Here is a 25215-nt window from a genome sequence, read left to right as displayed (position 1 = left end):
TAGCCTCCTCTCCCAAGGCGAGGAGGAACACGACTGTAAAAATATCAGAAGAGACTCATTAAACAGATTCAAAGCCCCTCTCCTCGGGAGAGGGGTTGGGGAGAGGTCAACCACTCAAATTAAGAAATAAATAAAACGGAACAATGTCTGTTTTTGGTTATTTATTTCATCGCCACGCTCTTCTTTTTAGAATGCGACAACAAAATCGGAATAAAACCCAAAAGAGAAATCACTGCTGCCAGAAAGAAATCATCATCAACTCCCTGAATGAACGCCTGCACATTTACGTGTTGCATCAGCAAAGTCTGACCTTGCTTCAGAGCTGTTGGCAATGTACTTCCGCCATGTTGCTGAATATAGTATGCCATGTTTTGAGTGACATTCTGAAACGTTTGAGAAGTCGACTCGATTGCCTGCCCGTAAACCTGAGCATGGAAGCTGGTGCGCGAAGTAAGCAATGTACTCAGAATAGCAACTCCAAGACTACCTCCGATCTGCCGTACCGTATTTGAAATACTGGAAGCCTGAGCCATATGTTCGCGCGAAATAGTCAGCAACGACATAGAACTAAGCGGAGCAAAGATCAATCCCATACCAAATCCCCGAATGTAAAGAGCCAACATTATAAACGAGTGCTCCGATGTAAAGGAGAGGTTATAATTAATAAAGAAACTGGCGGCCAGCATACTGATTCCGATAAGAATCGGAATTTTTGGATTGGTTTTATCTGACACCAACCCAACAATCGGCGACACCAGCCCCTGAATAATTCCCACGGGCAAAAAGACCGCTCCCGACTGCAATGCCGTGTAGCCCAACGAATTTTGAAGGTAAAGAGGTAGTAAAAAAGTACTTCCGAACATACCCAACCCAAAAATGAGCATAAACAAATTGGACAATCCGAAATTACGGTCGCGCAACAACCTTATGTCAAGCAAAGGTGATTCCGTTGTCAGTTCTCTAGTAAGGAACACGGCCAAAGCAACTCCCGAGATCGCAAAACAAGCAAGAATATGCGGCGCCCCCCAACCGGCCGAATTACTTGCTGCGTTCCCTTCGGAAAGAGCATAGAGCAAAACAGGCAAAAAGATGATAACCGAAACGAAGCCTATAAAATCAAATTTTCGCACATTGGGGTGAATAAATTCCCGTTGAATAATGATTGTAAAAAACAATGCAAGAACTCCCACCGGGACATTCACATCAAAGATCAGCTGCCAGCTGAAATTATCCACCAGATAACCACCCAACAGTGGTCCGAATGAAACGGAAGCTGCCGCTGCAATAGTCCAGAAACCAAGAGCAACACCGCGTTGTTTCGGCGGAAACTCACGGGTAATAATTGCCATACCTAAAGGTTGTACCGTCCCCGCACCGAGCCCCTGTAGAATCCGGGAAGCTATCAGCGTTGTTTCGTCATTGGAAAGGCCGCACAGCAACGATCCGAAGGTGAAGACAAACAAGCCCCAGAAATAAACTTTCTTGTACCCGAACTTGTCGGCCAGCCAGCCCGAAGTTGGCAACATAACCGCCATTGCAAGCATATAAGCCGTCACGACCCACTGTATTGTATCAAGACCCACTCCAAACGAAGACATAATCTTCGGCAAACCAACGTTTACAATAGTGGAGTCAAGCACCGCCATAAAGGTTCCCAACATCACGTTGGCTAAAACAAACCACTTATAGCGCTGGTTGCTGGGATGATACAGAGACTCGCGATTTCTTAGCTTGCGGCGTATTCTGTGTGTTGTAGAAATTCTCCGCATTATTCCTTCACAATTTTAACCACAGCCGACATTCCCGTCATGAATTTGAACGATGATAGTTTCTGACCACCTTCGGTTGCATCAATCGAAATCTTAACCGGCACACGTTGTGTCACTTTCGTAAAGTTACCGGATGCGTTATTTGGCGGAATCAAAGAAAACTGAGAAGCTGTAGATGAGCTAACGGTAAATATTTTGCCTTTGAAAGTAACATCCGGATATGTATCGATTGTAAAGATAGCGTTTTGTCCCAAGTGAAGCTTTTCCATCTTGGTTTCTTCAAGATAGACAAGAATCCAGAACTTATTGTTATTGTTCACCGTATAAATCGATTGTCCGGGTTGTGCAATATCGCCCGGTAACAACCAGCGTTTTGCAATTACTCCGTCAGCAGGAGCATACAATTTTGTATTGTTCAACTGGGTAGATATCACCCCAATCTGAGCATCGGCACTTACAATAGAAGCTTCAGCTGTTTTAATTTGCGACTTTGAAACCTGCAACTGAGCAGTGGCTGCTTCATATTGAGCCTGAGCCGTTTCCAATGCTTTTTTATTATGATCGTATTGTTCTTTTGTTGCAACGCCACCATTATACTGGGTTTTTGAACGCTCAAAATCTTCTTTTGCCTTTTCAAAAGCAATTTGGGCTACCTTGATACTCTTTTGATCAAAGATAAATTTTGCTTCGGTCTGCGCTTTATTGGCTTCGGTCTGTGCTTTGCCAGCCACAATCTGTTTCTTTTGTGCCAACAAATCAGCGCTGTCAAGTTCAGCCAAAAGTTGACCTTGCTTTACAGAATCGCCTTCCTGAACGTACAGGTGCGAAATGCGACCCATAATTTTAGAACTAACCGAGATGTTGTCGGATGCGACATACGCATCATCCGTTTTCAGATAGCTTGAATAATCAACATACCAATAAATTCCTCCCACAACGACAGCTACAACAACAACCGCCAATGGGATATACACTTTCCAATCTTTTTTTACACTACTCATACCGTTTTAATTTTAAGAAGGGCCATTCCCTTTCAGTTTATATTTATTCTTGATTAGTTACCTGAACAACAACCGGTTTGAAATGATTTTGCCATTTCATCCAATGTTTCCCGAATATAACGCGAGCATTCATACATTTTATGTATCTTGTCTTCGTCAAATATGCTAAGCTCAGCCCGAAACGACTCAGTCATCATTCTTTTGACCTCCTTGAAGGTGTCTTTCCCTTTTTCTGTCAATTGGATATAAATAATCCGCCTGTCCCGTTCGTCACTCAAACGCTCTACCAGTCCTTCTGCTATCAGTTTATCCACCAACGCCGTCACATGTGGCTTTGGAACCGAGAGATGGTTACCAATCCCACTCATGGTAAGCTTCTTGTGATACGACAAAGCACCCAGGGTATACAAAGTCTGCGGAGACAGATTTGTTTTAGTTCGAAGCCCTTTGATAAATATTCGCTTCAGAATTGGAACAATATGAGCCAGATTTTCCGCAACGGAATCTATTTCATTGTTCTGTTTTTCCATCTTATTTCAAATTTGAATTATTACTATCGAATAATGGTTACAAAATTATAACTATTATCACTTCAAAACAATTAAGTAAATGTTATAATTACATAACGCAACTCACAAATACAACAAAAATCAATATAAACTTGATTATATGTTATTTACACAGAACACAAACAAACATATTCAATCCCCGCCAACACAACAAACCCTTCAGAAATTCATCTGAAGGGTTCTTTTTTTAACAAAATTAATTCTGTTCTAATTCCAAAAAAGTCGTCAATATTCGGTTTTATCCGGTTTTTCTGACCATTCCCGAAAAGCCAGTATCGCTTCGTCAGCCAGCATCTGAGTCATGGGCAACTGTCGTTTATCCGGACTCAAATCGAGCTCCCTGTAAATAAACGAATCGTCAAAACCAATATCATGAGCATCTGCTTTGGTATTTCCGTAAAACAATTTATCGAGGTGTGCCCAGTAAATAGCTCCAAGGCACATAGGGCACGGTTCGCAGGAACTGTATATCTCGCACCCCGACAAATCAAAGGTATTGAGCTTGCGGGCAGCCTCCCTGATGGCAACAATTTCAGCATGTGCTGTTGGGTCATGTTGTTTGGTAACACAGTTTGAACCTTCGGCAATAATCTGCCCATTCTTTACTACCAGAGCACCAAATGGGCCTCCGCCATCCCTCACACTCGCGCGCGACAGCTCTATAGCCCGGCGCATATACAACATATCTTCTTTATTCATTGCAAATTAAAAATCAAGTTCAGCAACTACGGGGCAATGGTCGGAAAACATCACCTCGGGTAAAATGGAGGCATTCGCCAAACGGGATCTCACTTCGGACGTAACAACGTGATAATCGATACGCCAGCCAAGATTTTTACTTCTCGCTCCTGCCCGAAAGCTCCACCAGCTGTATTTTTCGCCACTTTGATCGAACTCGCGGAAAGTATCGACAAAGCCCAGTCCGACAAAACGATCAAACCATTCCCGCTCTTCAGGCAAAAATCCGGAATCTTTCGTATGGCGTTCGGGGTGGTTGATATCAATCGGCTTATGACAAATATTAAAATCGCCACAAACCAATAGATTAGGACGTTCTTTTCTCAACTCAAGCAAATAAGCTGTAAATACTTCGAGAAACTCCATCTTAAAGTCCTGACGAATATCACCGGTAGTCCCCGAAGGTATGTAAACGCAAACAACGGTCAAATCTCCAAAGTCAGCCCTGATAACGCGTCCTTCGTTGTCAAATTTCTCCACTCCTATACCAGTTGTGTAAAAATCAGGTTTCTGCTTGCTAAAAATAGCAACCCCGCTATAACCCTTTTTCTCTGCCGAATTGACAAGAATGTTATAGCCAAGTTCCTCAAATAATAGTTGATCAATTTGCTCCGGCTGCGCTTTAGTCTCCTGCAAACACAACACATCCGGTCGTTCCTGTGCCAGCCACTCTCCCATCCCTTTACTTATCGCTGATCGTATGCCATTTACATTGTATGAAATTACCTTCATAATTGATTGCTGTTTTAATTATCTTTCAAACTGTCGTTGAAACACAAAGGTATAAAAAATCGAAACTGTAAAAAAACAATTGACCGCTAAGGCAAGCAATCAAAATCTTTCTCTAAACCTTCCGCCCATATATTAAACAATATGAATATTTCTCTCATATTAGTTAACCATCAGACAAATAAACAATATATATTTAACAATAACAAAACGCTAAAAATAAACAACAAAAACCTTTATATTCAACAACAAGAAACAATCTCTAATTACAATTACTGCTATACAACTCACTTAAAACAACATACAAGCAACAAAAAGTTTGTTTGGCGACCAAGAACCAATTGACATTTCTGCAACAATTTGCAGCAAAAAAAATTTGCATCTACATCATAAATATTATACTTTTGTTGAGAAATGATCCCTTTTGTGGTATTTTCCCAACCAAAATAATCAAATATGAAGATCTATATAGCTTCCTGTATAGCAATTACCATCCTTCTTTCCAATGCCATGGTCTCCATGGCGCAAACTAACACACTCTATTTCATGAATAAAATCCCAGGCAGAACTGCCGAAAACCCGGGATTTATTCCATGTCAGGATTTTTACATCAGCCTGGCTTCTGTCTATGCCGGTATGGGGAACAATTCGTTTGCAATGAACGATCTTTTAAAGTCGGTCAATGGATCAACAGTTTCTGCATTTGACAAAGGTGCAGAATACCAAAGCTTTCTACGCACACTGAAACCTTCAACAGAAATAAAATCCGAAGCAACGCTGAATATTTTCGGTTTTGGATTCCGGAAAAACAAAAATTATTTCTCTTTCGGATTAGCAGAAAGAGTCGTTTCTTCGGCAAGCGTCCCCAAAGACATGTTCAGACTATTGCTCGAAGGTGTTGATCAAAACTCAACATCCCAACATTTCGACCTTTCCTCTTTGGCAATTGACGCCACTGCTTATGTAGAAACTTCATTCGGATACGCGCGTCAGGTTACTCCCCGCTTAAGCGTTGGTGGCAAACTCAAACTACTATTTGGACAGCTAAACAGCAAAATGTCGTTTTCTCAACTTTCATTGAACGGAACAGAAGCCCAAACGACAATGACCGGCGCCGGCACCTTGCGTTTGAGTGTGCCCGGTAAAATATATGCTGACAAAGAGGGTTATCCTGATTTTGCCAACATGCATGGAGATGATTTTGGTCCGACAAAATTCAAAGGAACAGGATTGGGAATGGATGCGGGTGCTGCTTATAAACTCACAAAAGACCTGACTATCTCAGCAGCTATAACAGATCTCGGATTTATTCACTGGCAAAAAAGCGACTGGGAAGGCTCTGTAAAAGCAAACACAACATTCAACAACATGTCGTTTGCGGTGAATGGAGATAATGAATTCGGTGCAGTACTCGACACCCTCAAACAATCACTACACTTCAAACCGAACGGAAAGGCTTATAATTCATCTCTTACGGCTCATGTAAAATTCGGCGCAGAATATTCTATCCTGAAAGACAAAATAGGTTTCGGACTTCTATACGACAGCAGATTTGCGAGCTCTGCCACAAGCGGAACTATCACGGCTTCGGCCAACCTGCGTCCATTGTCCTGGATAAACTTGTCGGTAGGCTACTCACTCATCAACAACGAAGGAAGTAATATTGGTGCCGGACTAAACATCATTGCCGGACCATTTAACTGGTACGTTATCACAGACTACCTACCTCTTTCGTATGCCGAAGGCGGAATTCCCAAAATCAAACAGTGCAACGTGCAGACCGGACTATCATTCGCTTTTAGCAGTCCTAAAAAGAAAGTATATAAGCAACGAGTGGAACAGGCTCCACCGCCCCCCGGCAATTAAGCTGAACATTTTACCTGAAACTAACATTAACCCCATAACTAACCATGAAAAAAACGATTTTTGTTAGTCTCTTCTTATTATTAGGATCAATCCCCATTTATTCCCAATATGTTGCGGGAATAGGAACTTATGTCAGTTCACCACTTGCTGTCAACTCCAAAGACATTACCAACCCCGATCATTTTGTCTATGAAGTTAGTCTGAAAGCATTTACTACGGCAAGCCATTGCTTCGACATTATAGGAGGTTTTGGCAAAGAATACTACAACTTCACATTGATGGGTGAAGTTCATAATCCGATTGCATATCCCTTTGACTGGTATCTCGGCTTTGGTGGCCATGTGGGATCGTGGAAGAAAGCCCATTGGAATGACAATGCCAAACACGACAATACTTTTGCCGGACTTGACGGCACGTTCGGGTTGCAATGCACGTTAGCTCCCATCGCAATTTCTATCGGGGTACGTCCCGTATACAACCTCTACGGCGGAGATCAGTTTTATTGGCTCAAACAAATAGGACTGCACATCTGCTTCTATTAAATGGGTTTCCCTGCCGGAAAACTCTCTTTCCACTTCAAATTACAACACAATGAAGCTTAACACTAAAGTAAAGCCAAGCAAAGCATCTTCCCTGATGGGTGCAATCGCCGGACTTTGTTTCACCATTTTTGGCATTGTTTTCTTTGTCACGGTCAGTCAGGAATCAGGTTTCGACGACGGAGGCCCTGTGATTACTCTGTTCTTTATTATTTTCATCTTGTTTGCACTAGGCATTACTACTTTTTCACTGGTAAACTTCTTTAGCAACAAAGGGCTATCGGTAATGGACGTAGATATAAATAACGAAGATATGGCAGACAAAACAACGACGCAACAAAACGGCGATATAGAATCACGGCTTGCTCAACTGGAAGATCTTAAAAACAAGAAACTTATCACCGATATTGAATATCAAAGCAAAAGAGCTGAAATACTGAATGAACTGTAATTTTACGACTCACTTTTATCAAAAGCACCTTTAATTTTACAAGATCATGAAAACCAGATCTCAAACCGGCATAAAAATTCTCTGTCTGATGCTGCTTTGCACATTTATATCGGCAGGCAACCAAATAAACGCTCAAAGCGCAATCGGCCAGCTTGAGCATATGACAGGGGTACGTATAGACAGAGGCAATACCTCATCATCTTACAATACAAACACTACCAGTTCTTATTCTGCCTCTTATTACAGAAGACTTGAAAAAGCCAGCAACTACAATGAGAGCGCAATCCGGTTCATGAATTCCGGCGATTACAGCAAAGCCATCCGGATGCTCAAAAAAGCGCAATGGTATGATCCGTTTAATACCACTGTAAAATCCAATCTGGCAAAAGCAAGAGCTGCAAATGATCGCTCTCACGACATTCCTGTTTACAAACCCGTTAAACCGACACCTCCGGTTGCAAGCAATCACACGACAAACAATAATACGACATCCCGTCCCCGGCCTTTTCCTGGATCTGGAAACACAACCCAAGGGACTGGAACGACACCCAATGGCAGTGTTCCGACTAACAACAACTTAACTATAACAACTCTGGATGGCAAAACCCGATCGTTAAAGCTTTGTTACGATTATAACTATATGGCGGAAATGATACCTGAAAAGGGTATTGAAGCAACACAGAGCGAAAGAGTCGATATCGGAGAAACGCTTGAATTCAAAAAAATAATGAGCCGCAACTCTGAAATTAGCGATTTACCAAATGGCAAACTGCCTGCCGCAATCGGAGCTTTCATGCTTAATATTACCAGATACAGCATTTCGTCTGTTGAAAACGCCGCAAATGATTTTGTAGCCGGGAAGCTCACCAATGTTGATCTTCAAAATTTAAATGTAAATGTGATCATCAATAAAGCTGTTCTCACCACATTGGAAGATGCCGTGACCGATTTAGCTCAGTCTGCTTACAAAAAATTAGGCATTGCATATCTCGACAATCGTTTTGGAGAAATTAGTGAGGTATTTTCAGAATTAGCTATAGACAAGGCAGTAAAAGTCAAAGATATGCACGAAACATACACTTCGCCTTCTTTATTATTTTCCAAGCCGAAAAAGTAATTCCCAGGTACATATTTCTGCTTAATATCTTTCAATCATGAAAAATATCGTTTCATCCATACTGTTTATTATATGCCTGACGGGGATACAAAATCTCTCTGGAGCCAATATCACTGACACGCTTCGATTTGAAGGGCTGCTCTCTAAGGCAATGGTTAAAGAAGCAAATATTAATGACTCATTCATTGGTAGTCTCGACATAACACGCAGCAAGCATATTTTACTGTCTACCAATTCAAAGATGTACTTATTAGGATGGGGAGGTCTGCTTCCATTCGGAACTTCGTCCGACCAAAAAATTGATGCTTTCTCCATTAACAAAGAGGGATTCGTAATTGTTGTCCGTGATAAGGGACTTTGTTTTATGGACAGTGTCGGACACTATTCCAGAATAGTCGCTCTTCCAAATTCGGACATGGGCATAACGGCAGGAGACAGCTTGCTTTATATTTATGACAAAAACCTACCTGCCAAAAATAGCCTGTATGTTGTTGCCAAAGGTGGGAAATACATGAAGCTATTCTCGTCCCCGTCGCCTTTCAATGCTGTTATAGAAGCCAATCACGATCTGATTTTTGCCACCGGTTGTGCAGTCTTCTCTCTTAACCCCATTTCTGGAGAATTAAAAGGGTTAGCATCTGTAGGTAATGGCAATAACATCTTATCACTTGCTTATGATCCTCAATCGAAAATCATTTTCTTTTCAACCAAAAATGCCATCTATTACATCAAAAAATCGACTGTATATCAGCTTTCAAATCAATATGGAGGCACTTTAAAGTTCTTCCTCGACGGATTAATCGTATTCAATCCCGAAACCCAAACCATGCTCCGTCTGGTCGGCATTTCAAATCAGCTATAAAAATCTGCTTATTAACTCCAAAATTAAATTTACATCTCATGACTAAAAAATACACACTCTTTTTAGCTTTGTCTGCCATATTTTTTGGAGCACTTGCGCAACAGCCTTCAAGCAAACAAACCGAGGTTCCTCAATCAGAGATAAAAAAACTCTGTCTGGAAGCCACCAAAACTGCCATCCAACTTGAAATGGCAAACTATCAGCGCTGGATTGACGTGCGCAAACAGCAAAATGCACCCGCCGAAGCTGCTGAATTCCAAAAGACTTTGGATTCGCTAAAAATTGAACTGGACACATATCAGAAAATGTCTGTAGACAAATACATCCTGCCCGAAAGCAAACAAGCACCTCAGGATTTCTTTAGTCAGGATTTTGCAAGAGAGAAGATTACTACCATTGCCTGGGTAGAAAGCAATGCTCAAAATAATACAGTGTTACACGTCGAAGGAATGTCTAAAAGTGGTCCGTGGTATCATCTGGCAGGCATCATTGGTAACGACTACACAAAACTGAAACCCAACACAAAATACCGGATAACATTTTATACCGTCTATAAGCGCAATTACTGGAACATGCCAAGTGCTTACGTCTGCATTACATCCATTCAAAAATAAGTTTCACACTAAAAACCACTCCTTATGAAGAATATCTCTTTTCTCAAAGTGCTATTTATTGTCATTATCGCATCTTTCTTTTGCGCCCCGATGTTGAAAGCAGCCGAACCTGAAACATTATTAGGGATTAGTTTCGATTACGACAAGCAGGAAGTTACCATCACAGTCGCCAGTTCAGGCTGCACGCAAAAAAAATGATTTTCAGTTCATTGTAAAGAACAATCAGTTAACCATCAATCGTACAAGACCTGACTATTGCAAAGCGATGGAATCTCCGGCAAGCTTTACTTACACCTTAAAAGAAGCCGGAATTGAGCCAAACAAAGCGCTTAATATCACCAATAAATTTATTGTGAATCCTTACATTGCCCGGATAAAAAAAGCGCCAACGAAATAAAATGTACTGAATAACGAAACCATCACCTTATTCTTACTCTGTATGAAGCCAAGCCAATTCAATATTATTTTGCACTGTTTGCCATGTATGCTCACGCTCGTGCTTATCAGCAGCTTTTCCGGTTCGCTTTATGCCGACATGGGAGGAATACGTATAAGTGATGTAAAGATTTCCGAAACGAGCCAGAAAGCAATCATCCTTCACAATTTCAATGAAGAAATTCTTATACTCAGCACAGATTTGAATGCCGATAAGCCAACCGGACTTATCCGCTTTATCCCATTTCCATCTGAGCCCAAAGTACAACTGGCTTCTCCAAAAGCTTTTGAATCGGCAAAAACGCTAGTGCACGAGCACCAGTTAAAAAAGTTATTCTTCACAAAGAGTTCCACACATGTCAATAACGTTGAGATCACCTTCAGTGAGCAATTGGGAGTACACGACATTTCTGTGATAAAAATCAATAGCACAGCAGACTTTACTCAATGGATTACCAATTTTCTCACATCAAAAAAGCTTAGTTCTAAAAGCGATTTTGAGGATATTGCAAAGATTGCGGCTGATTATACTGCGAGAGGAATTAATTGGTTTGTTTTCGATTTCGTAAAGATTGACTCTGCCACGAAAATGATTGATCCGATTGAATATCGGTTCAAATCGCCCCAGCTTTATTACCCTCTCAAAACGACTAACTCTTTTGGTGGAATCGGAAATATCGATCTGTTCACAATTACGCCGTGTACGCCGGTAAGCAATCTGGCTCCGGGATGCTTCGGTCTATTTAATATGCAAGCAACCACGTCTTCCGAATTACGAACCGACGAACTGACGGGCATAATACAAGATGCCTCACAGTTTTTTGGAAAGCAGAAATTATTCCTCCAGATGGCACAATTCAAGGGCGATTATTCATTTTCAAACGATATCTTTTACGATCTATCAAAAGGAGTTAACCATGCCGTTTGGATCGAAGAAGAGACTTCGGGAATTGTATATAGTCGTTTACATGAAGAGACTGCATACCAACCCATTTCGCTTGAGACATACCAACCAAAATATCTGTCATATTCCGTACAAATTCCGACCGGATGGCAAAAATCCGAGTCGGATGATATGTTGATCGACAAAACTCATCGCCTTTACCTGTTTAATGAGGACAAAACAATCCTGTCGATAAGTCGCATTTCAGAACCATCAAAGACAGCGGAAAGATATTTATTTGATTTACAACATCCTCACTTCAAGCCTCCTTTTGAAGATTATGGCAAAACAGAGACAATCTCGGTAAACGGACTAAAAGCAATCCGCATTGACATCAAAACGCAACGTTCACCGCTTTTAGGCTCGCAAGATAGTGCTATTGACGTCGTCAAACGATATGCAATATTTCCGCAACAGGAAGGATTTATTGTTATAACAATGGAAACTCCGTTGAGCATTGCCCAAAAGAATCAAAACCTGTTTGAACAAGTTGTCAAGTCGCTTACTCTGAAGGAAAATGTAACGAAGAAAGTAACACCTGCGATTACTGATGCAGAATATAAAGTTTTCGAAGGCTTTTTCAGCACAACACCGAAAGGACATGCTAATTATCCCCCGTATTTTGAATATATGCTGGAAGCCCGTTCTGTTTACGAAATGACATCTGCAGTAGATGACAAAAACAAAACTATGCCCAAGCTAATCAAAGATATTTTGGGCAACGATGCGAAAACAATGTACGACAGCTACCTAAAAAACAACAGGATAGAACACCAAATTACAGATCGTATACTTATCCCAGACTTTTCCATTTATACGGAAGATGCTTACCGGAAAGAGAAAGAACGGCATGGACTCAGCAGAACGCCCGGTATGTTTGGACCAGGCACTTATATTTCACGGGTGGGATTTAATGCCGCACAAAACCGTGCAATCTTTTATATTTCAGGCAACGCTGCGCCTATCACTGCATACTTTGTTATCATGAAGAAAACTGATGGACAGTGGAAATACGAAGATGCTATTCTTGACAAGATGCTAATTCCCTGAAACTACAGCCGCTCTATATCATGAAGCCACATGGCAGCAACAGCATCGCTGGGCATACGCCAGTCGCCCCGTGGAGAAAGGTTGATCGATCCAACCTTCGGTCCGTCAGGCAAACACGAGCGTTTAAATTGCTGACTAAAAAAGCGCCGAATAAAAGTCTTCAACCATTTAAGAATCACCTCGTCGGTATATTTTCCTTCAAAAGCATGCTGTGCCAGATAAAATATTTTAGCCGGTCTGAATCCGTAGCGAACCATGTAATAAAGGAAGAAATCGTGTAGTTCATAAGGCCCTATAATATCTTCCGTCTTTTGAACTATTTCGTCGTTCTCATCCATCGGAAGCAATTCCGGACTAACGGGTGTATCCAGAATATCGTGCAAAGTGGCTGCGCTATCTCCGCTTACCTTATGGTTGGCCACCCAGGTCACCAGATAACGAATCAACGTTTTAGGAATACCTGAATTAACGCCGTACATCGACATATGGTCGCCATTATAGGTACACCACCCCATTGCCAATTCGGATAAATCGCCGGTACCAATTACCAAACCACCTTCTTTGTTTGCAACATTCATCAGTATTTGCGTACGTTCACGAGCCTGCGTGTTCTCATAAGTCACGTCATGAATATCTTCAGAGTGGCCTATATCGCTAAAATGCTGAAGACTGGCTTCCGTAATATCAATCTCACGAATGGTGATTCCCAATGAGTTCATCAGGTCGATGGCATTTTTATATGTACGCCCGGTTGTACCAAAACCAGGCATCGTTATCCCAATAATATTTTTTCTGGGCATCGCCAGCTTATCAAACGTAAGGACGGTTACCAAAAGAGCTAGCGTTGAATCCAATCCTCCGGAAATGCCAATAACTGCTATCTTAGATTGAGTATGAACAAAGCGTTTTGCCAATCCACCAATTTGTATAGAGAAAATCTCTTCGCAACGTTTATCCAGTTCCAGGCCGGCAGGAATAAAAGGCGTAGGAGACACTTCGCGGGAAAGTGCGAAAGCTTCGATTTCAGGGACATTACACTCAATCAGGCGATATTCCGGCAACGAAGGAAATAAGGCTGTACTATCCTGTGCAAAACCAGTATTCTTTTGTCGCTCATTAGCCAACAATTCAATATCAATCTCGCTAACGAGCAGTTGTTCGTCAAATGAAAAACGCTCTGCCATAGAAACAAGACGGCCATTTTCTGCCACAATGCCTTTACCTGCAAAAACCACATCCTGACTTGATTCTCCGAAACCGGCTCCGGCATATACATATCCCGCCATACAACGGGCTGATTGTTGTGATATTAGCGACAGAAGATAATCGTTCTTGGAAATAATTTCGTTGCTGGCCGACAGATTAAAAATAACCTGCGCCCCCATGATAGAGTGTAGCGAACTGGGAGGAACGGCAACCCAAAGATCTTCGCAAAGTTCAATGGCAAAGCGAAAATCTCCCTGTCCTATCAACAGATTAATTCCGAATGGTACGTGCTGGCCAGCCAGCTCAACTGAGTCGACAATCGCATCTTTTGAGGAGACAAACCACCGTTTTTCGTAGAATTCATTATAATTAGGCAAATGAGTTTTAGGAACAACAGCAACGATTTCGCCGGCCTTAAACACAACCGCGCAATTAAACAAGCGACTTCCTACTTTTACCGGCAAACCTACAATTGAAATAATATTCAGATGAGCCGTTTCCTTCACTAAATTCCGCAACGCATTCTCAGCCTCTGAAATAAGCAGCTGTTGATGGAAAAGATCCGCACATGTGTAAGCTGTTATGCATAGTTCCGGGAAACAAACTATCTGCACATCTTGCTGATAAGCTTTTTCGATTAACGCTTGAATACGTGTTACGTTATAAGTACAATCAGCGACTCTGACATTTGGAATTGCTGTAGCAACTTTTAGGAATCCGTGGTTCATATAGATTGGAATTTTCTATTGCAAAGGTAGGGCATTTTTTTAATGATTAAATAATCCCGCATTTCAATAAATATCGGCTTGTTATTGCCTCTTAATCCGCCTAAATATGGAAAATGATTATCAATCGCCAATCTGAGACTATAACATTCTTCCATTATATTTGGATTTTGTCACCTCCAGATGTATCTTTGAAATATTAAAACATTATTTAGCACTATAAAATTCAACAAAAACAATCAGGTATGAACAGATCGTCTTTGCTATTTTCAACAGCAAATAGCATCACAATGGATGCCGCACTCTTTTTATTAAGATTGCTTACGGCAGGTTTTATGCTGACACATGGACTTGAAAAACTAAGTAATTTCAGTTCTCTTTCCGAAGCATTTCCCGATCCGCTGGGAGTCGGTCACTCTGCGTCTTTAATAATGATTCTTATCTCAGAAGTTGGCTGTTCTCTGCTAATTCTGCTTGGGTTATTCACCCGTCTTGCAACGTTGCCATCCATCTTCGGAATGAGTATCGCATTTTTTGTTATTCATGCAGGAATGCCGTTTGCAGCAAAAGAACTTGCTGGAATTTACCTACTGCTTTACATTATAATTTTATTAATGGGACCAGGACGATATTCTGCCGACTACATTATTGATAAGTGGTTAAAGAAGGAGTAAAAAACAAATAAGGCGCTGAACATAGTTTAGCGCCTTATTTGTAGTATGAATGATAAAATTATATTTTCTCAATGCTTGTAGCCGGTATAAATCCGGCATTACCGTCGGGAAGTTCAACTTCGGTCCATCCGGATACGCTGTTTTTTATCGTCACCTTTGTTCCGGCGTGCATCACAAACATATCTTTTCCATTCAAGGCCGGGGAATCTTTTGCGGTAACGGAACCCACCATAATGATTCCATCAGTTGAGTTCACCACCTTATTACTTTGCTTTACTGCATACCCAATGGAAATCAATGCAATTACAAATGAAGCAATAGCAACATTAAATGTGGTCTTCCGCAATGAACGGTAACGTCCGAAAATAAAAACAAGGAAAGACGTAAGAGCCAGAATAAACAAAATAACGCTAAATACTGCCCAACCATTGGAAGACATAATATCGCCCAAATTATTGACCCACTGTTTCAAAAAGAAGACAGATGTTACATCAACATTATCCACAACTTTCTTTTGCGCTATTTCGAGATTAAACTCTGCGTCATCATAATTTGGTTTCAGCAACAAAGCCCTATTGTAACTCAAAATAGCCTTTGCTATATCTCCTGAACGATAATAAGCGTTCCCAAGATTGTAATATAATTCAGCAGAAGAACCCTGTGTATTCAGAACCATTTCATACTGCTGAACGGCAGCCGTATAATTTTTCTGAGCATACAAAGCATTTGCTTCTTTCACAGATGCCTGCTGAGCAAATACGACTAACGTCATCAATGCAAATATGCAGAAAACAAAATATCTTTTCATCCCGGTTTTATATCTTAATATTTCCATTTTCTTTATTTTTTAATGCATCCTTCCAACGCTTCAATAACTGCAACCGCCTTTGCAAACACCTTATCCAAAGCATCATTCGAAGTCGCCGGCGCATAACGTGCAAATTCACATGTATTGAGCAATTCCATGTAACGACCAATAAGAGCCTCGTCTACAGAATGAGCTGCCAGTTCTTCCTGCATTTTTTCTTTCGTCAAATCAGCAACCGGAATATTGAGTTTATAACTCAGATACCCCCAACAAGCTCTTAACACTTCATCATAGAAAGGTTCTTTCTTCTGATCCTTGAGATATACTGATGCCTGTTTCAACCGTTTCAAAGCCATTTTATTTGCTTTTCGGTTGCGAACCAAAGCAATATTCGCGTTATCGCGTGCTTGTTTACGGAACAGAAAGTATAATATCACCGCAATCAACAGTGGAATAATATACAACAACCAGAAACCAACTGATTTAATCAAAAATTCAGGTTGTTTCGAGACACTAAAATCACCCGTATTGATATAACGAATATCCTTATTCAACACCTTGATATTTTCCTTTTGCGCGTAGTTGTCAACCACAGTAGCTGAGCTACCGGATCCTTTATCCACATGAATCTTATATTCCGGTGTAGAAACAGTTTTATAAGTATGTGTCGACACATCAAAATAAGAGAACGAAACGGGGGAGATGACAAAATCACCCGGTTGACGGGGAATAGCCAAATATTCCATAGTTTTGGTTCCGGTAACACCAGAGGCAGAAGGTCGGTAATTATTATCCACCTTCGGTTCGTAAGCCTCAAAGTCTGCCGGATATTTCAGTGGCAACGTATTAATCAGCTTCAGGTTCCCTGTCCCAGAAATAGTGATACGAACCGTCACTGGCTCATTGGTTTTCATTGTGGTCTTATCTATCTGAGCATTCAGATGAAAATCACCAACAGCGCCTGAGAATGTTGCCGGTTTGCCTGCAAGAGGCAACGGAGTGACGTTTATGCGGATTGATGGAGCGACCAATGTACGTTTCACATCCTGATACGTATCGAAGAAATCGTCGAATATACTTTTCACTTTCCTTTGATTCCGCAAACGAAAACCGAATGTTCCGGAAGCTTTCTCTATATCATACGTTCCCGAACGTTGAGGAAACAAAAGCACCTGGTAGAGAACAAACGTAGTATAATTGTGCCCTCTATAATTTTCGAGTTGCGGACGCTGGTCTGTCGGCAAATCTATTTTCTGCATCACAAACCCTTTAAATTCGGGCAATTTAAAACTTTCCACACCCAATACATCCGGCAAAGAATAAAGCTTGTAGGTAACCAGAAATGCTTCCTGCTCGTACACTTTTGTCTTGGTAACATTGGCTTTCAGAAAAGCATCCCCCGACGAAAGGGAAACTGACGAACTTCCGCCGCCCTGTGATTCTCCTCCGCTATTGTTACTGTTTGCCTTTGCATTTTTATCCTGCGGGAGCACCTTGAGTGATAACCCATTGGAAACGAGCCGCTGCTTAGCAACGGTTATGGTTGCGGGACCTACCGGAAACGTTCCGAGTTTACGGGCCATCAATGTATATGTGATTGTCAGCGAACCACTATAGTGACCATTAATCATCTGTTGTGAACTGGTAGTATACGGGCCTGCCAAAATCTCAAAGTTACTAAGATCCGGCAACCTAAGTTCATCTGCATCTGCAGCAGTATTTATAACATACGATAGTTGGAATGGTGAACCTAAAACGACTGATGAAGGAGCCTTGGCCACAAAAGTAATCTTCTGTGCACTCAGTTGACCGGCACAAAACAGCATCAGTACAATTACCAATAGACTATATTTCTTCATTTTATATTTCGATTTCTATACGCTGAATTGTAAATTAAAACGACACTTCAATTTCGACATAATACCAGGTTCTTGCACCAGATATTTACCGTAAATCCCAAATTACCAGTCTTTTTCAGCGTTTTGTGAGCGTGCCTTGATTTTTTTCTCATTCATTTTTTGCTGCACGTTCTTTTCATTTTGCTGAATAGCATCCAGAATCTGTTCTGCATTTTGTTTCGACATGCCACCACCCTGAGGCTGCTGTTGCTGGTTTTTATTTTGTTGGTCTTTATTGTTCTGATTCTGATTATTATTTTGCTGATTGTTATTTTTCTGATCCTTCTTATTCTGATCCTTTTTATCTTGCTGCTTTTGCTGATCTTTGTTCTTTTTATCTTTATTCTTGTTCTGCTGATTTTTCATCATGGCCTTTGCAAACGCATAATTGAAGCGGGTTTCATTGTCATTCGGATTCAGCAGCAATGATTGTTTGTAAGCCTCCAAAGCCTTATCATACTGTCTTTGTGTCATCAGCGAATTCCCAAGATTGTGCATTGCTGAGGCCAACCTCTTTTTATCCTGAGTCAGAGGCAATGCCTGTTTGTATGCATTCAATGCCTCCGCGTACTTGTTTTGTTTATAGAGTGCATTTCCAAGATTATAGTTCGCTTCAAACGACTTCTTATTCTTTTTCAGGGCATCTCTGTAAGCACTTTCTGCTTCAGTATATTTTTGCTTATTATATAATTTGTTTCCGGCATTCACATTTGCACTCTCTTTCTGAGCAAAAGAGGTTACAAACGCCAACATTCCGAGTAAAATAAAAAGAGTTCTCATAATTTTCTGCGATGATGTTTTATTGCAACAATCTCATTTTAGGATAGCTGCAATATTAAAACCATTTAAATCTGTTGACCCATTTATTCTGGCGGCCAAGAATAGCAATCTCAATGACTAACAGAAAAAAAGCCAACCAAGCCATCGTCGTAAACTGTTCGTCACGCGAAGAATAAATTTTGCTTTCGACAGGTGCTGTTGCCAGTTTATCCAAGGAAGAAGTCAACGCCTTTAACGCTCCATTAGAATTATCGGCTCTTACATACATTCCTTTCCCGGCAGCGGCAACTTCTTTACCCATCTGTTCATCTAATTTTGAAATAATTACATTACCATTGAGATCTTTCTTATAGCTCATTGTTCCTGCTGCAGGAATCGGAGATCCTTCCGGAGTCCCAATACCGACGACATTCACCATAATGCCTTTTTCCGCTGCAAGTTTAGCTGCATCAATCGCATTATCCTCATGGTTTTCAACGTCTGTGATGACGATAATGGTTTTTCCTGTCTTTGAATTGGTTGATAAACCCTGAATTCCAAGATCAATAGCTGAACCGATAGCCGTCCCCTGACGGGAAATCATTCCCGGCTCTATTGAAGAAAGAAACATCTTTGCAGCGACATAATCCGCTGTAAGTGGAATCTGCATTTGAGCTTCTCCGGCAAATACAATAACACCAACTTTATCGTTACTCAACGATTCGGAAAGCTTCGACAACATTTGTTTCGCCTTTTCAAGCCGGCTTGGAGATACATCTTTCGCCAACATAGAATTAGATACGTCAAGTGCAATCATCACTTCAATACCCCTTCTTTTGACCGATTCGGTACTGGAGCCGAACTGGGGACGAGCAATAGCTAGTATTATAAGCGTAAGTGCTGCCAGTGTCAGATAAAATTTAATGCGTTGACGTGTTTGCGAAACATTGGGCATCAAATCCTTCAGCAATTCATAATCGCCGAATTTTGCCAGCTTCCTCTTTCTTACCAGGTTGCTATAATAAAACAACGCAAGAAACAGAGGAACCAACAGCAATAAAAAAAGATAATTTGGTTGTGCAAAATGAAACATCGTGTCTAATTTTTAATCATCTCCGGATTTTAGTTCGCTTATTACGGTATTCTGCGCAACATTGTATAACGCAGGGCGAGTTCTCCGCCAAGCAAGAGTAACGCCAACAAAGCAAATCCTGTATAAACATCACTCCGACGATTATATTCTTTTACTTCAAGTTTATGTTTCTCCAGTTTATCAATATCCTGGTAAATAGACTGTAACGTATTATTGTCGGTTGCCCGGTAATATTTTCCGTGAGTCATTTGGGCAATTTGAGAAAGCGTACTTTCGTCAAATTCCACAGGCATGTTCTGATATTGTAATCCAAACGGAGTTTGAACCGGCATTGGCGCTACACCACGTGTACCGACACCAATCGTATAAACCCTGATACCAAACTGTTTGGCAATTTCGGCAGCAGTTAATGGAGCAATATCTCCGGTATTATTCGAGCCATCAGTCAAAAGAATAATAACTTTCGACTTCGCATGGCTATTGCGCAGGCGGCTGACGGCGCTTCCAAGCCCCATTCCGATAGCTGTACCATCATCGACCATCCCAAATTGCACGCTGTGTAACAAACTGATTAATGCAGCATGATTAGTGGTCAACGGACATTGGGTAAAGCTTTCGCTGGCAAAAATCACCAAACCGATATTGTCGTTGGGACGACTGTTGATAAACTCTGTTGCTACTGCTTTTGCGGCGTCAATACGGTTGGGTCGAAAATCTTTGGCAAGCATCGTGCCCGATATATCCACAGCCATCATTATATCAATACCCTCAGAGGTTGAATCAGTCACTGAATCGGATGTTTGCGGACGTGCAATGACAATAATCAAAGCTATAAGCGCCAGCATGCGCAGTGCAAACGGAACATGCCGCAGGTAAAGTCTTTTTGTCTTTTTAAAACCTGCAAAATAGCGTGTTGATGAAATTTGCAGGCTGGCATCCGACTTGCTTAGTCTCATTACATATCCCGCGATAAGAGGGATAAGAATAAGCAGCAAAAACAGATATTCCGGATTTTTAAAGATCATATCCAAGATAATTTTTCAGTTCAACTTTAGAGAAGCTTTGGCTCTGAAACATCTTCAGCGCTCTCCGGTTTGTTATCAACAACCTGTTCTTCCGCAACTATAGTTTCTTCCACTTTAGTCTGGTTTACAAACAGGTAGCAAATATTCAAACTAAGCTCATTTTCTTCCGGCTGAGGATGCCATTTGGCAAACTTTACCAAATCTCCTATTTGCAAGAGCTTTTTCAGGCTATCATACGCCGCGGGGTATTCCATTTGTATCATCCGGGCTTCGTCCAGTATCTCAGCAGAGGTCATTTCAAGAGCCGATATATTGAAACGGGATTCCATATACACCCTTATCACTTCCGTCAGACGGGTATAATATTCTTTCTCGCGTCCATGTTGCCACAGCTTTTGAGAGCTGATCTGGTCAAGTTCCTGAATAGCCTTCTGATGCGGAAGCAACACCTGCACTGTTTTCTCAATAAACGGTATCGGTTTTTTCAGAACATATTTCCAAATCACATATACAATAGCAGCCAAGACAATCAGAATCAACGCAATTATGAGGATCATTCTGAAAAATGCTGCCCAATCGAACGGCGGAGCATAGACTTTCTTAATATCAAAAATGGATTGTTTGGCTGTATCTACACTGTAAGTGATAACTTTCAGCGACAAAGGATTAGTCTTGAATGTATCCCGCCCTGAAATCAATTTATAGGATGGGATGTAATAAAGCGCTGAATCGAAAGAAGTAACGGTATAGGTTTGTTTCACCTGGATACGGTCATGCCCCAAGTCAACTGTATCCATTTTTGGTTTACCGAGAATATTCACTCCATTCACCAGAGTATCGGCAAGTAATGGAAACCTGACAACCATATGTTTTGGCTGAGCTACTTCGAAAGATAAATGCGATTGCTTTCCTATCAATATCAGGGTTGAATCAATAGACGCCTTTACCGAAATCTGCTGGCTATATCCATTATGAGCAAACAACAGGGCAAAAAGGAAAAGCAATAATCTGTAAAATGTTCTCATGTTTTAAGCTTATTAAGCAGGGAATTCTCACAATATCAACTTCTCAGCTTGAAAAGCCGCATTAATGATTTCACGTAATCTTCATCGGTACTAATCGACACTGAATCAACATTGCATTTGGCCAGAACCTGTTGCAGCGAAATCTGATTTTCGCCCCACCAGTTATGGTATGCCATACGCAAACGGCGATCAGAAGTATCTACCCACAAACGTTCTCCCGTTTCTGCATCCTTCAGTTTTACCAGACCAATATCGGGCAATTCTGTTTCTCGCGGATCATATACCTGAAGAGCCACCACATCATGTTTACGGTTGGCAATCATCATCGCGCGTTCAAATTCGCCGTCAATAAAGTCGGAAATGAGGAATGCCGTGCAACGACGTTTGATGGCATTTGTAAAGTATTGCAATACCTGCGACACATCTGTACGGGAACTTTCGGGCTGAAAATCGAGCAACTCCCGAATGATGTACAAAATATGCTTTTTCCCCTTTTGGGGAGGAATGAATTTTTCAATCTTGTCCGAAAAGAAAACCACCCCGATTTTATCTTTGTTCTGAATAGCCGAGAAAGCAATCGTTGCGGCAATTTCAGTCATCAGGTTGCGCTTGGTTTGGTTCACAGTACCAAAATCGCGACTACCCGACACGTCCACCAGCAACATCACGGTCAGTTCCCGTTCTTCTTCAAAAACTTTGACATAAGGATGATTGAAACGAGCCGTAACATTCCAGTCGATGCTTCGAATATCGTCGCCAAACTGATATTCGCGCACTTCCGAAAAGGTCATGCCTCGCCCCTTAAAAGCCGAATGGTATTCGCCGGCAAAAATATTGCGCGACAATCCACGGGTCTTTATTTCAATCTGCCGGACTTTTTTTAGTAATTCCGATGTTTCCATTCAATTGTTATTCCAATTTCAGGGTTCAGGGTTCAGGGTTCAAATTCCAATATTCTATTGTTGCAAGCTTGTACAAACTTGCACATTAGTTCATTGGCATATTGCCTTATTGGCACATTGAAAATCAGGGGACTTCTACTGCATTCAGAATTTCGCTGATAATCTCTTCCGAAGTCATGTTGTTGGCTTCTGCTTCGTAGCTTAAACCGATACGGTGGCGCAATACATCGAAGCAAACGGCACGAACGTCTTCCGGAATCACATAGCCGCGGCGTTTGATAAAGGCATAGGCTTTTGCTGCAAGCGCAAGATTGATAGACGCACGGGGCGAACCACCGAACGAAATCATGCTGGAAAGATTTTTGATGCCATATTCATCCGGGAAACGGGTAGCAAATACGATATCGACGATGTAACGTTCAATTTTTTCGTCGATATACACTTCGCGAACCACATTACGGGCGGTAACAATATCTTCAGGTTTCAGCATCGGCTTAATCGTAGGCAGCGATTCCGACATATTGAGACGGATAATTGCTTTTTCTTCCTCTTTCTTCGGGTAATTGATAATCACCTTCAGCATGAAACGGTCGACCTGAGCTTCAGGAAGGGGATAAGTACCTTCCTGTTCAATCGGGTTCTGAGTTGCCAAAACAAGAAAAGGCTCTTCGAGTTTGAAAGTATGATCACCGATGGTCACCTGACGTTCCTGCATCGCTTCGAGCAAAGCACTCTGTACTTTTGCCGGAGCACGGTTAATTTCGTCTGCTAGGATGAAATGAGAGAAAATCGGTCCTTTTTTAATAGCGAATTCCTCTTTTTTCTGACTGTAAATCATCGTACCGATAACGTCGGCAGGTAAAAGGTCGGGAGTAAACTGAATACGACTATAGTTGGCATCAATCAGCTGTGCCAGTGTTTTGATTGCCAGTGTTTTTGCCAAACCAGGCACACCTTCAAGCAATACGTGTCCGTTGGAAAGCATACCGATCAATAAGGATTCTACCAGGTGTTTTTGACCGACAATCATTTGGTTCATCCCCATGGTCAGGGCATCCACAAACGCGCTCTGCTTTTCTATGCGCTCATTCAATTCTCTGATATCAACTGTTGGATTCATCATAAATTTAGTTTGTTGATTATAGAATGAAGAAATCCGGGTTCAGTCGGGTTTCTTGCTATTATTTATTCCAATAAAAGTACTTTTCGCCAATGGTTTTGATACCAAACTCAACGGCGTGTAAATAAATGTTTACCCACTATTTCGTAAGCCGGCTACTGCTTTTAACATTTTACCTTCAAATGTCGACGTCTTTAGTTCACACAAACAACTAAATTTCAGAATAATACCAAACATTCCGATTTAACATTTGAGGCAGAAACAAAATTATTCGGCTACTCACTAACATATCCATCGTTCCAGTTAAAAAACACTAAGCCAACTCATAATAATTACAAAAAGCTCATTTTCATTATCATACATCATCAGCTTTGATTAACCGGAAATCAATAAGAAATAAGCAAATCCTCAAAGAAACTGCTTTTTATGAATCTATGGAACCGGATCATAACCGTGTCCTCCCCAGGGATGACATCTCAATATTCGTTTCACTGCAAGAACCATCCCTTTCAATGGACCATATTTTCGTACAGCTTCCACTGCGTATTGTGAACAGGTTGGTGTATACCGGCACGTGGGAGGTTTCAGAGGCGATATACAATAGCGATAGAAATAGATAGGCAACAACACTATCCACGACAAAAATTTCCTCATACTGCTTTTTCCTTCAAAATATTCAGCGCCTCAATCATTTTACGCTCAATAAGACTAAAAGCAATTGGCTCGTTTGCGATATAAGTAAATGCCACATCCACTGTACGGGCATTTTCCGTTAAAACTCCGGTCAATGATGATTTATGCAAACGGAAAGCCTCACGCATACGACGTTTCAGCAAATTTCTTTTATTAGCCCGTTTAAACCGCCGTTTAGGGACACTAAACAATGCCTGCAAAGGAATTCCTCGTGGCTCATCAGGAAGAAAAACAACCCTGAGCGGATATACCAAAAAAGATTGTCCCTCGGTAAATAACCGTTTAACACGAATCTCCCCCGTTAGATGTTCTTTTTTAGGAAATGAAAGCCCAGTATTCGACATAGTTTTGCTTCAAAATCGTTTTCAACCATTGCAAAGATAACTGTTTTTCGGAAACCCATTTCAATAAGATTGCCCTTTTCAGTAAAAACAACACTTACATCCGTTTTTAGCCACAAAAAGTCAAAAAAGCTTTACGATTAATTTTCAAAAACTTACACAGAGCAACTTTCTTCACACCACAAAAAATGCACATTTCATTTCATTTTTCAGGCTTAACATTTGCAAATACAAAATAAACCACTTATCTTTGCACCCGCTTT

At 41.1% G+C, this 25215-nt stretch carries 25 protein-coding genes; 9 read left to right on the top strand and 16 right to left on the bottom strand.

The window, feature by feature from the left end; genetic code table 11:
- Nucleotides 1–161: 161 nt before the first annotated feature.
- From F8N35_RS14285 to F8N35_RS14265, 5 genes are all read right to left on the bottom strand, one after another.
- Nucleotides 162–1769, bottom strand: coding sequence for a DHA2 family efflux MFS transporter permease subunit (locus tag F8N35_RS14285; RefSeq protein WP_293054444.1), 1608 nt, complete (start codon nucleotides 1767–1769; stop codon nucleotides 162–164).
- Nucleotides 1769–2770 (bottom strand): HlyD family secretion protein, encoded by a 1002-nt coding sequence (locus tag F8N35_RS14280; RefSeq protein WP_293054442.1) that lies wholly within the window; start codon nucleotides 2768–2770, stop codon nucleotides 1769–1771. Before F8N35_RS14280 ends, F8N35_RS14285 begins: the two co-directional genes overlap by 1 nt.
- Before the next feature lie 53 nt (nucleotides 2771–2823).
- Nucleotides 2824–3300: a MarR family transcriptional regulator gene (locus F8N35_RS14275; protein WP_293054439.1), complete on the bottom strand. Its 477-nt coding sequence runs from the start codon at nucleotides 3298–3300 to the stop codon at nucleotides 2824–2826.
- A gap of 264 nt (nucleotides 3301–3564) precedes the next feature.
- A complete protein-coding gene (locus F8N35_RS14270) occupies nucleotides 3565–4038 on the bottom strand; it encodes a nucleoside deaminase (protein WP_293054436.1) in 474 nt (157 codons plus the stop codon).
- Between the two features lie 6 nt (nucleotides 4039–4044).
- Nucleotides 4045–4809, bottom strand: coding sequence for an exodeoxyribonuclease III (locus F8N35_RS14265; RefSeq protein WP_293054433.1), 765 nt, complete (start codon nucleotides 4807–4809; stop codon nucleotides 4045–4047).
- Between the two features lie 453 nt (nucleotides 4810–5262).
- Between F8N35_RS14265 and F8N35_RS14260 the strand changes: the two genes are divergently transcribed.
- From F8N35_RS14260 to F8N35_RS14225, 8 genes are all read left to right on the top strand, one after another.
- Nucleotides 5263–6672, top strand: a complete 1410-nt coding sequence (locus tag F8N35_RS14260; protein WP_293054430.1) for a DUF5723 family protein — start codon at nucleotides 5263–5265, stop codon at nucleotides 6670–6672.
- 44 nt (nucleotides 6673–6716) lie between these two features.
- Nucleotides 6717–7214 carry a hypothetical protein gene (locus F8N35_RS14255; protein ID WP_293054427.1) on the top strand — a complete coding sequence of 166 codons (498 nt, stop codon included), beginning with the start codon at nucleotides 6717–6719 and terminating at the stop codon, nucleotides 7212–7214.
- A 49-nt stretch (nucleotides 7215–7263) separates the two neighbouring features.
- The gene (locus tag F8N35_RS14250) at nucleotides 7264–7662 is read left to right on the top strand and encodes an SHOCT domain-containing protein (RefSeq protein WP_293054424.1); all 399 of its coding nucleotides are present in this window, start codon (nucleotides 7264–7266) and stop codon (nucleotides 7660–7662) included.
- Nucleotides 7663–7708: 46 nt separating this feature from the next.
- Nucleotides 7709–8779, top strand: a complete 1071-nt coding sequence (locus tag F8N35_RS14245) for a hypothetical protein (protein ID WP_293054421.1) — start codon at nucleotides 7709–7711, stop codon at nucleotides 8777–8779.
- A gap of 37 nt (nucleotides 8780–8816) precedes the next feature.
- A complete protein-coding gene (locus F8N35_RS14240) occupies nucleotides 8817–9641 on the top strand; it encodes a hypothetical protein (RefSeq protein WP_293054418.1) in 825 nt (274 codons plus the stop codon).
- A 38-nt stretch (nucleotides 9642–9679) separates the two neighbouring features.
- The gene (locus F8N35_RS14235; protein ID WP_293054415.1) at nucleotides 9680–10255 is read left to right on the top strand and encodes a hypothetical protein; all 576 of its coding nucleotides are present in this window, start codon (nucleotides 9680–9682) and stop codon (nucleotides 10253–10255) included.
- A 24-nt stretch (nucleotides 10256–10279) separates the two neighbouring features.
- Entirely contained in the window at nucleotides 10280–10453 is a 174-nt protein-coding gene (locus F8N35_RS14230; protein ID WP_293054413.1) for a hypothetical protein, read from the top strand.
- Nucleotides 10454–10694: 241 nt separating this feature from the next.
- Nucleotides 10695–12683, top strand: coding sequence for a hypothetical protein (locus F8N35_RS14225; protein WP_293054410.1), 1989 nt, complete (start codon nucleotides 10695–10697; stop codon nucleotides 12681–12683).
- 2 nt (nucleotides 12684–12685) lie between these two features.
- Here the strand turns inward: F8N35_RS14225 and F8N35_RS14220 are convergent, their stop codons facing one another.
- Nucleotides 12686–14617, bottom strand: coding sequence for an NAD(+) synthase (locus F8N35_RS14220; protein ID WP_293054407.1), 1932 nt, complete (start codon nucleotides 14615–14617; stop codon nucleotides 12686–12688).
- A gap of 242 nt (nucleotides 14618–14859) precedes the next feature.
- On the opposite strand from F8N35_RS14220, the gene F8N35_RS14215 reads away from it, so the two are divergent.
- Nucleotides 14860–15288 carry a DoxX family protein gene (locus F8N35_RS14215; RefSeq protein WP_293054405.1) on the top strand — a complete coding sequence of 143 codons (429 nt, stop codon included), beginning with the start codon at nucleotides 14860–14862 and terminating at the stop codon, nucleotides 15286–15288.
- A gap of 58 nt (nucleotides 15289–15346) precedes the next feature.
- On the opposite strand, the gene F8N35_RS14210 is transcribed toward F8N35_RS14215, so the two are convergent.
- The 10 genes from F8N35_RS14210 to F8N35_RS14165 all read right to left on the bottom strand — a co-directional run bounded on the left by F8N35_RS14210 (nucleotide 15347) and on the right by F8N35_RS14165 (nucleotide 24955).
- Nucleotides 15347–16123: a tetratricopeptide repeat protein gene (locus tag F8N35_RS14210; RefSeq protein ID WP_293054402.1), complete on the bottom strand. Its 777-nt coding sequence runs from the start codon at nucleotides 16121–16123 to the stop codon at nucleotides 15347–15349.
- 5 nt (nucleotides 16124–16128) lie between these two features.
- Complete coding sequence (locus F8N35_RS14205) at nucleotides 16129–17955, bottom strand: BatD family protein (protein ID WP_293054399.1); 1827 nt, start codon at nucleotides 17953–17955, stop codon at nucleotides 16129–16131.
- 102 nt (nucleotides 17956–18057) lie between these two features.
- A complete protein-coding gene (locus tag F8N35_RS14200; protein WP_293054396.1) occupies nucleotides 18058–18774 on the bottom strand; it encodes a tetratricopeptide repeat protein in 717 nt (238 codons plus the stop codon).
- Between the two features lie 55 nt (nucleotides 18775–18829).
- Complete coding sequence (locus tag F8N35_RS14195) at nucleotides 18830–19846, bottom strand: VWA domain-containing protein (protein WP_293054393.1); 1017 nt, start codon at nucleotides 19844–19846, stop codon at nucleotides 18830–18832.
- A 41-nt stretch (nucleotides 19847–19887) separates the two neighbouring features.
- Nucleotides 19888–20871 carry a VWA domain-containing protein gene (locus tag F8N35_RS14190; RefSeq protein ID WP_293054390.1) on the bottom strand — a complete coding sequence of 328 codons (984 nt, stop codon included), beginning with the start codon at nucleotides 20869–20871 and terminating at the stop codon, nucleotides 19888–19890.
- Nucleotides 20872–20897: 26 nt separating this feature from the next.
- Nucleotides 20898–21896: a hypothetical protein gene (locus F8N35_RS14185; RefSeq protein ID WP_293054387.1), complete on the bottom strand. Its 999-nt coding sequence runs from the start codon at nucleotides 21894–21896 to the stop codon at nucleotides 20898–20900.
- Nucleotides 21897–21931: 35 nt separating this feature from the next.
- Nucleotides 21932–22798, bottom strand: a complete 867-nt coding sequence (locus F8N35_RS14180; protein ID WP_293054384.1) for a DUF58 domain-containing protein — start codon at nucleotides 22796–22798, stop codon at nucleotides 21932–21934.
- 124 nt (nucleotides 22799–22922) lie between these two features.
- A complete protein-coding gene (locus F8N35_RS14175; RefSeq protein ID WP_068704079.1) occupies nucleotides 22923–23918 on the bottom strand; it encodes a MoxR family ATPase in 996 nt (331 codons plus the stop codon).
- 432 nt (nucleotides 23919–24350) lie between these two features.
- On the bottom strand, nucleotides 24351–24572 hold the full coding sequence (gene yidD, locus F8N35_RS14170; RefSeq protein ID WP_293054381.1) for a membrane protein insertion efficiency factor YidD: 222 nt from the start codon (nucleotides 24570–24572) through the stop codon (nucleotides 24351–24353).
- Nucleotides 24569–24955 carry a ribonuclease P protein component gene (locus F8N35_RS14165; protein ID WP_293054378.1) on the bottom strand — a complete coding sequence of 129 codons (387 nt, stop codon included), beginning with the start codon at nucleotides 24953–24955 and terminating at the stop codon, nucleotides 24569–24571. The genes yidD and F8N35_RS14165 overlap by 4 nt, the downstream gene beginning before the upstream one ends.
- Between the last annotated feature and the right edge of the window lie 260 nt (nucleotides 24956–25215).

Source organism: Paludibacter sp., from assembly GCF_009712605.1.
Classification (GTDB): domain Bacteria; phylum Bacteroidota; class Bacteroidia; order Bacteroidales; family Paludibacteraceae; genus Microbacter.
The sequence above is the reverse complement of the archived record's forward strand: the minus strand, read 5'-3'. Positions and strand labels throughout refer to the sequence as shown.

Excerpts from the sequence above, each read along its gene's own strand:
- F8N35_RS14260 (WP_293054430.1), top strand. The coding sequence starts at position 5,263 with ATGAAGATCTATATAGCTTCCTGTATAGCAATTACCATCCTTCTTTCC.
- F8N35_RS14230 (WP_293054413.1), top strand. The coding sequence starts at position 10,280 with ATGAAGAATATCTCTTTTCTCAAAGTGCTATTTATTGTCATTATCGCA.
- F8N35_RS14275 (WP_293054439.1), bottom strand. The coding sequence starts at position 3,300 with ATGGAAAAACAGAACAATGAAATAGATTCCGTTGCGGAAAATCTGGCT.
- F8N35_RS14270 (WP_293054436.1), bottom strand. The coding sequence starts at position 4,038 with ATGAATAAAGAAGATATGTTGTATATGCGCCGGGCTATAGAGCTGTCG.
- F8N35_RS14185 (WP_293054387.1), bottom strand. The coding sequence starts at position 21,896 with ATGAGAACATTTTACAGATTATTGCTTTTCCTTTTTGCCCTGTTGTTT.
- F8N35_RS14210 (WP_293054402.1), bottom strand. The coding sequence starts at position 16,123 with ATGGAAATATTAAGATATAAAACCGGGATGAAAAGATATTTTGTTTTC.
- F8N35_RS14225 (WP_293054410.1), top strand. The coding sequence starts at position 10,695 with ATGAAGCCAAGCCAATTCAATATTATTTTGCACTGTTTGCCATGTATG.
- F8N35_RS14200 (WP_293054396.1), bottom strand. The coding sequence starts at position 18,774 with ATGAGAACTCTTTTTATTTTACTCGGAATGTTGGCGTTTGTAACCTCT.
- F8N35_RS14280 (WP_293054442.1), bottom strand. The coding sequence starts at position 2,770 with ATGAGTAGTGTAAAAAAAGATTGGAAAGTGTATATCCCATTGGCGGTT.
- F8N35_RS14245 (WP_293054421.1), top strand. The coding sequence starts at position 7,709 with ATGAAAACCAGATCTCAAACCGGCATAAAAATTCTCTGTCTGATGCTG.
- F8N35_RS14235 (WP_293054415.1), top strand. The coding sequence starts at position 9,680 with ATGACTAAAAAATACACACTCTTTTTAGCTTTGTCTGCCATATTTTTT.
- F8N35_RS14180 (WP_293054384.1), bottom strand. The coding sequence starts at position 22,798 with ATGGAAACATCGGAATTACTAAAAAAAGTCCGGCAGATTGAAATAAAG.
- F8N35_RS14175 (WP_068704079.1), bottom strand. The coding sequence starts at position 23,918 with ATGAATCCAACAGTTGATATCAGAGAATTGAATGAGCGCATAGAAAAG.
- F8N35_RS14250 (WP_293054424.1), top strand. The coding sequence starts at position 7,264 with ATGAAGCTTAACACTAAAGTAAAGCCAAGCAAAGCATCTTCCCTGATG.
- F8N35_RS14255 (WP_293054427.1), top strand. The coding sequence starts at position 6,717 with ATGAAAAAAACGATTTTTGTTAGTCTCTTCTTATTATTAGGATCAATC.
- F8N35_RS14265 (WP_293054433.1), bottom strand. The coding sequence starts at position 4,809 with ATGAAGGTAATTTCATACAATGTAAATGGCATACGATCAGCGATAAGT.
- F8N35_RS14165 (WP_293054378.1), bottom strand. The coding sequence starts at position 24,955 with ATGTCGAATACTGGGCTTTCATTTCCTAAAAAAGAACATCTAACGGGG.
- F8N35_RS14285 (WP_293054444.1), bottom strand. The coding sequence starts at position 1,769 with ATGCGGAGAATTTCTACAACACACAGAATACGCCGCAAGCTAAGAAAT.
- F8N35_RS14195 (WP_293054393.1), bottom strand. The coding sequence starts at position 19,846 with ATGTTTCATTTTGCACAACCAAATTATCTTTTTTTATTGCTGTTGGTT.
- F8N35_RS14240 (WP_293054418.1), top strand. The coding sequence starts at position 8,817 with ATGAAAAATATCGTTTCATCCATACTGTTTATTATATGCCTGACGGGG.
- F8N35_RS14215 (WP_293054405.1), top strand. The coding sequence starts at position 14,860 with ATGAACAGATCGTCTTTGCTATTTTCAACAGCAAATAGCATCACAATG.
- F8N35_RS14205 (WP_293054399.1), bottom strand. The coding sequence starts at position 17,955 with ATGAAGAAATATAGTCTATTGGTAATTGTACTGATGCTGTTTTGTGCC.
- F8N35_RS14220 (WP_293054407.1), bottom strand. The coding sequence starts at position 14,617 with ATGAACCACGGATTCCTAAAAGTTGCTACAGCAATTCCAAATGTCAGA.
- yidD (WP_293054381.1), bottom strand. The coding sequence starts at position 24,572 with ATGAGGAAATTTTTGTCGTGGATAGTGTTGTTGCCTATCTATTTCTAT.
- F8N35_RS14190 (WP_293054390.1), bottom strand. The coding sequence starts at position 20,871 with ATGATCTTTAAAAATCCGGAATATCTGTTTTTGCTGCTTATTCTTATC.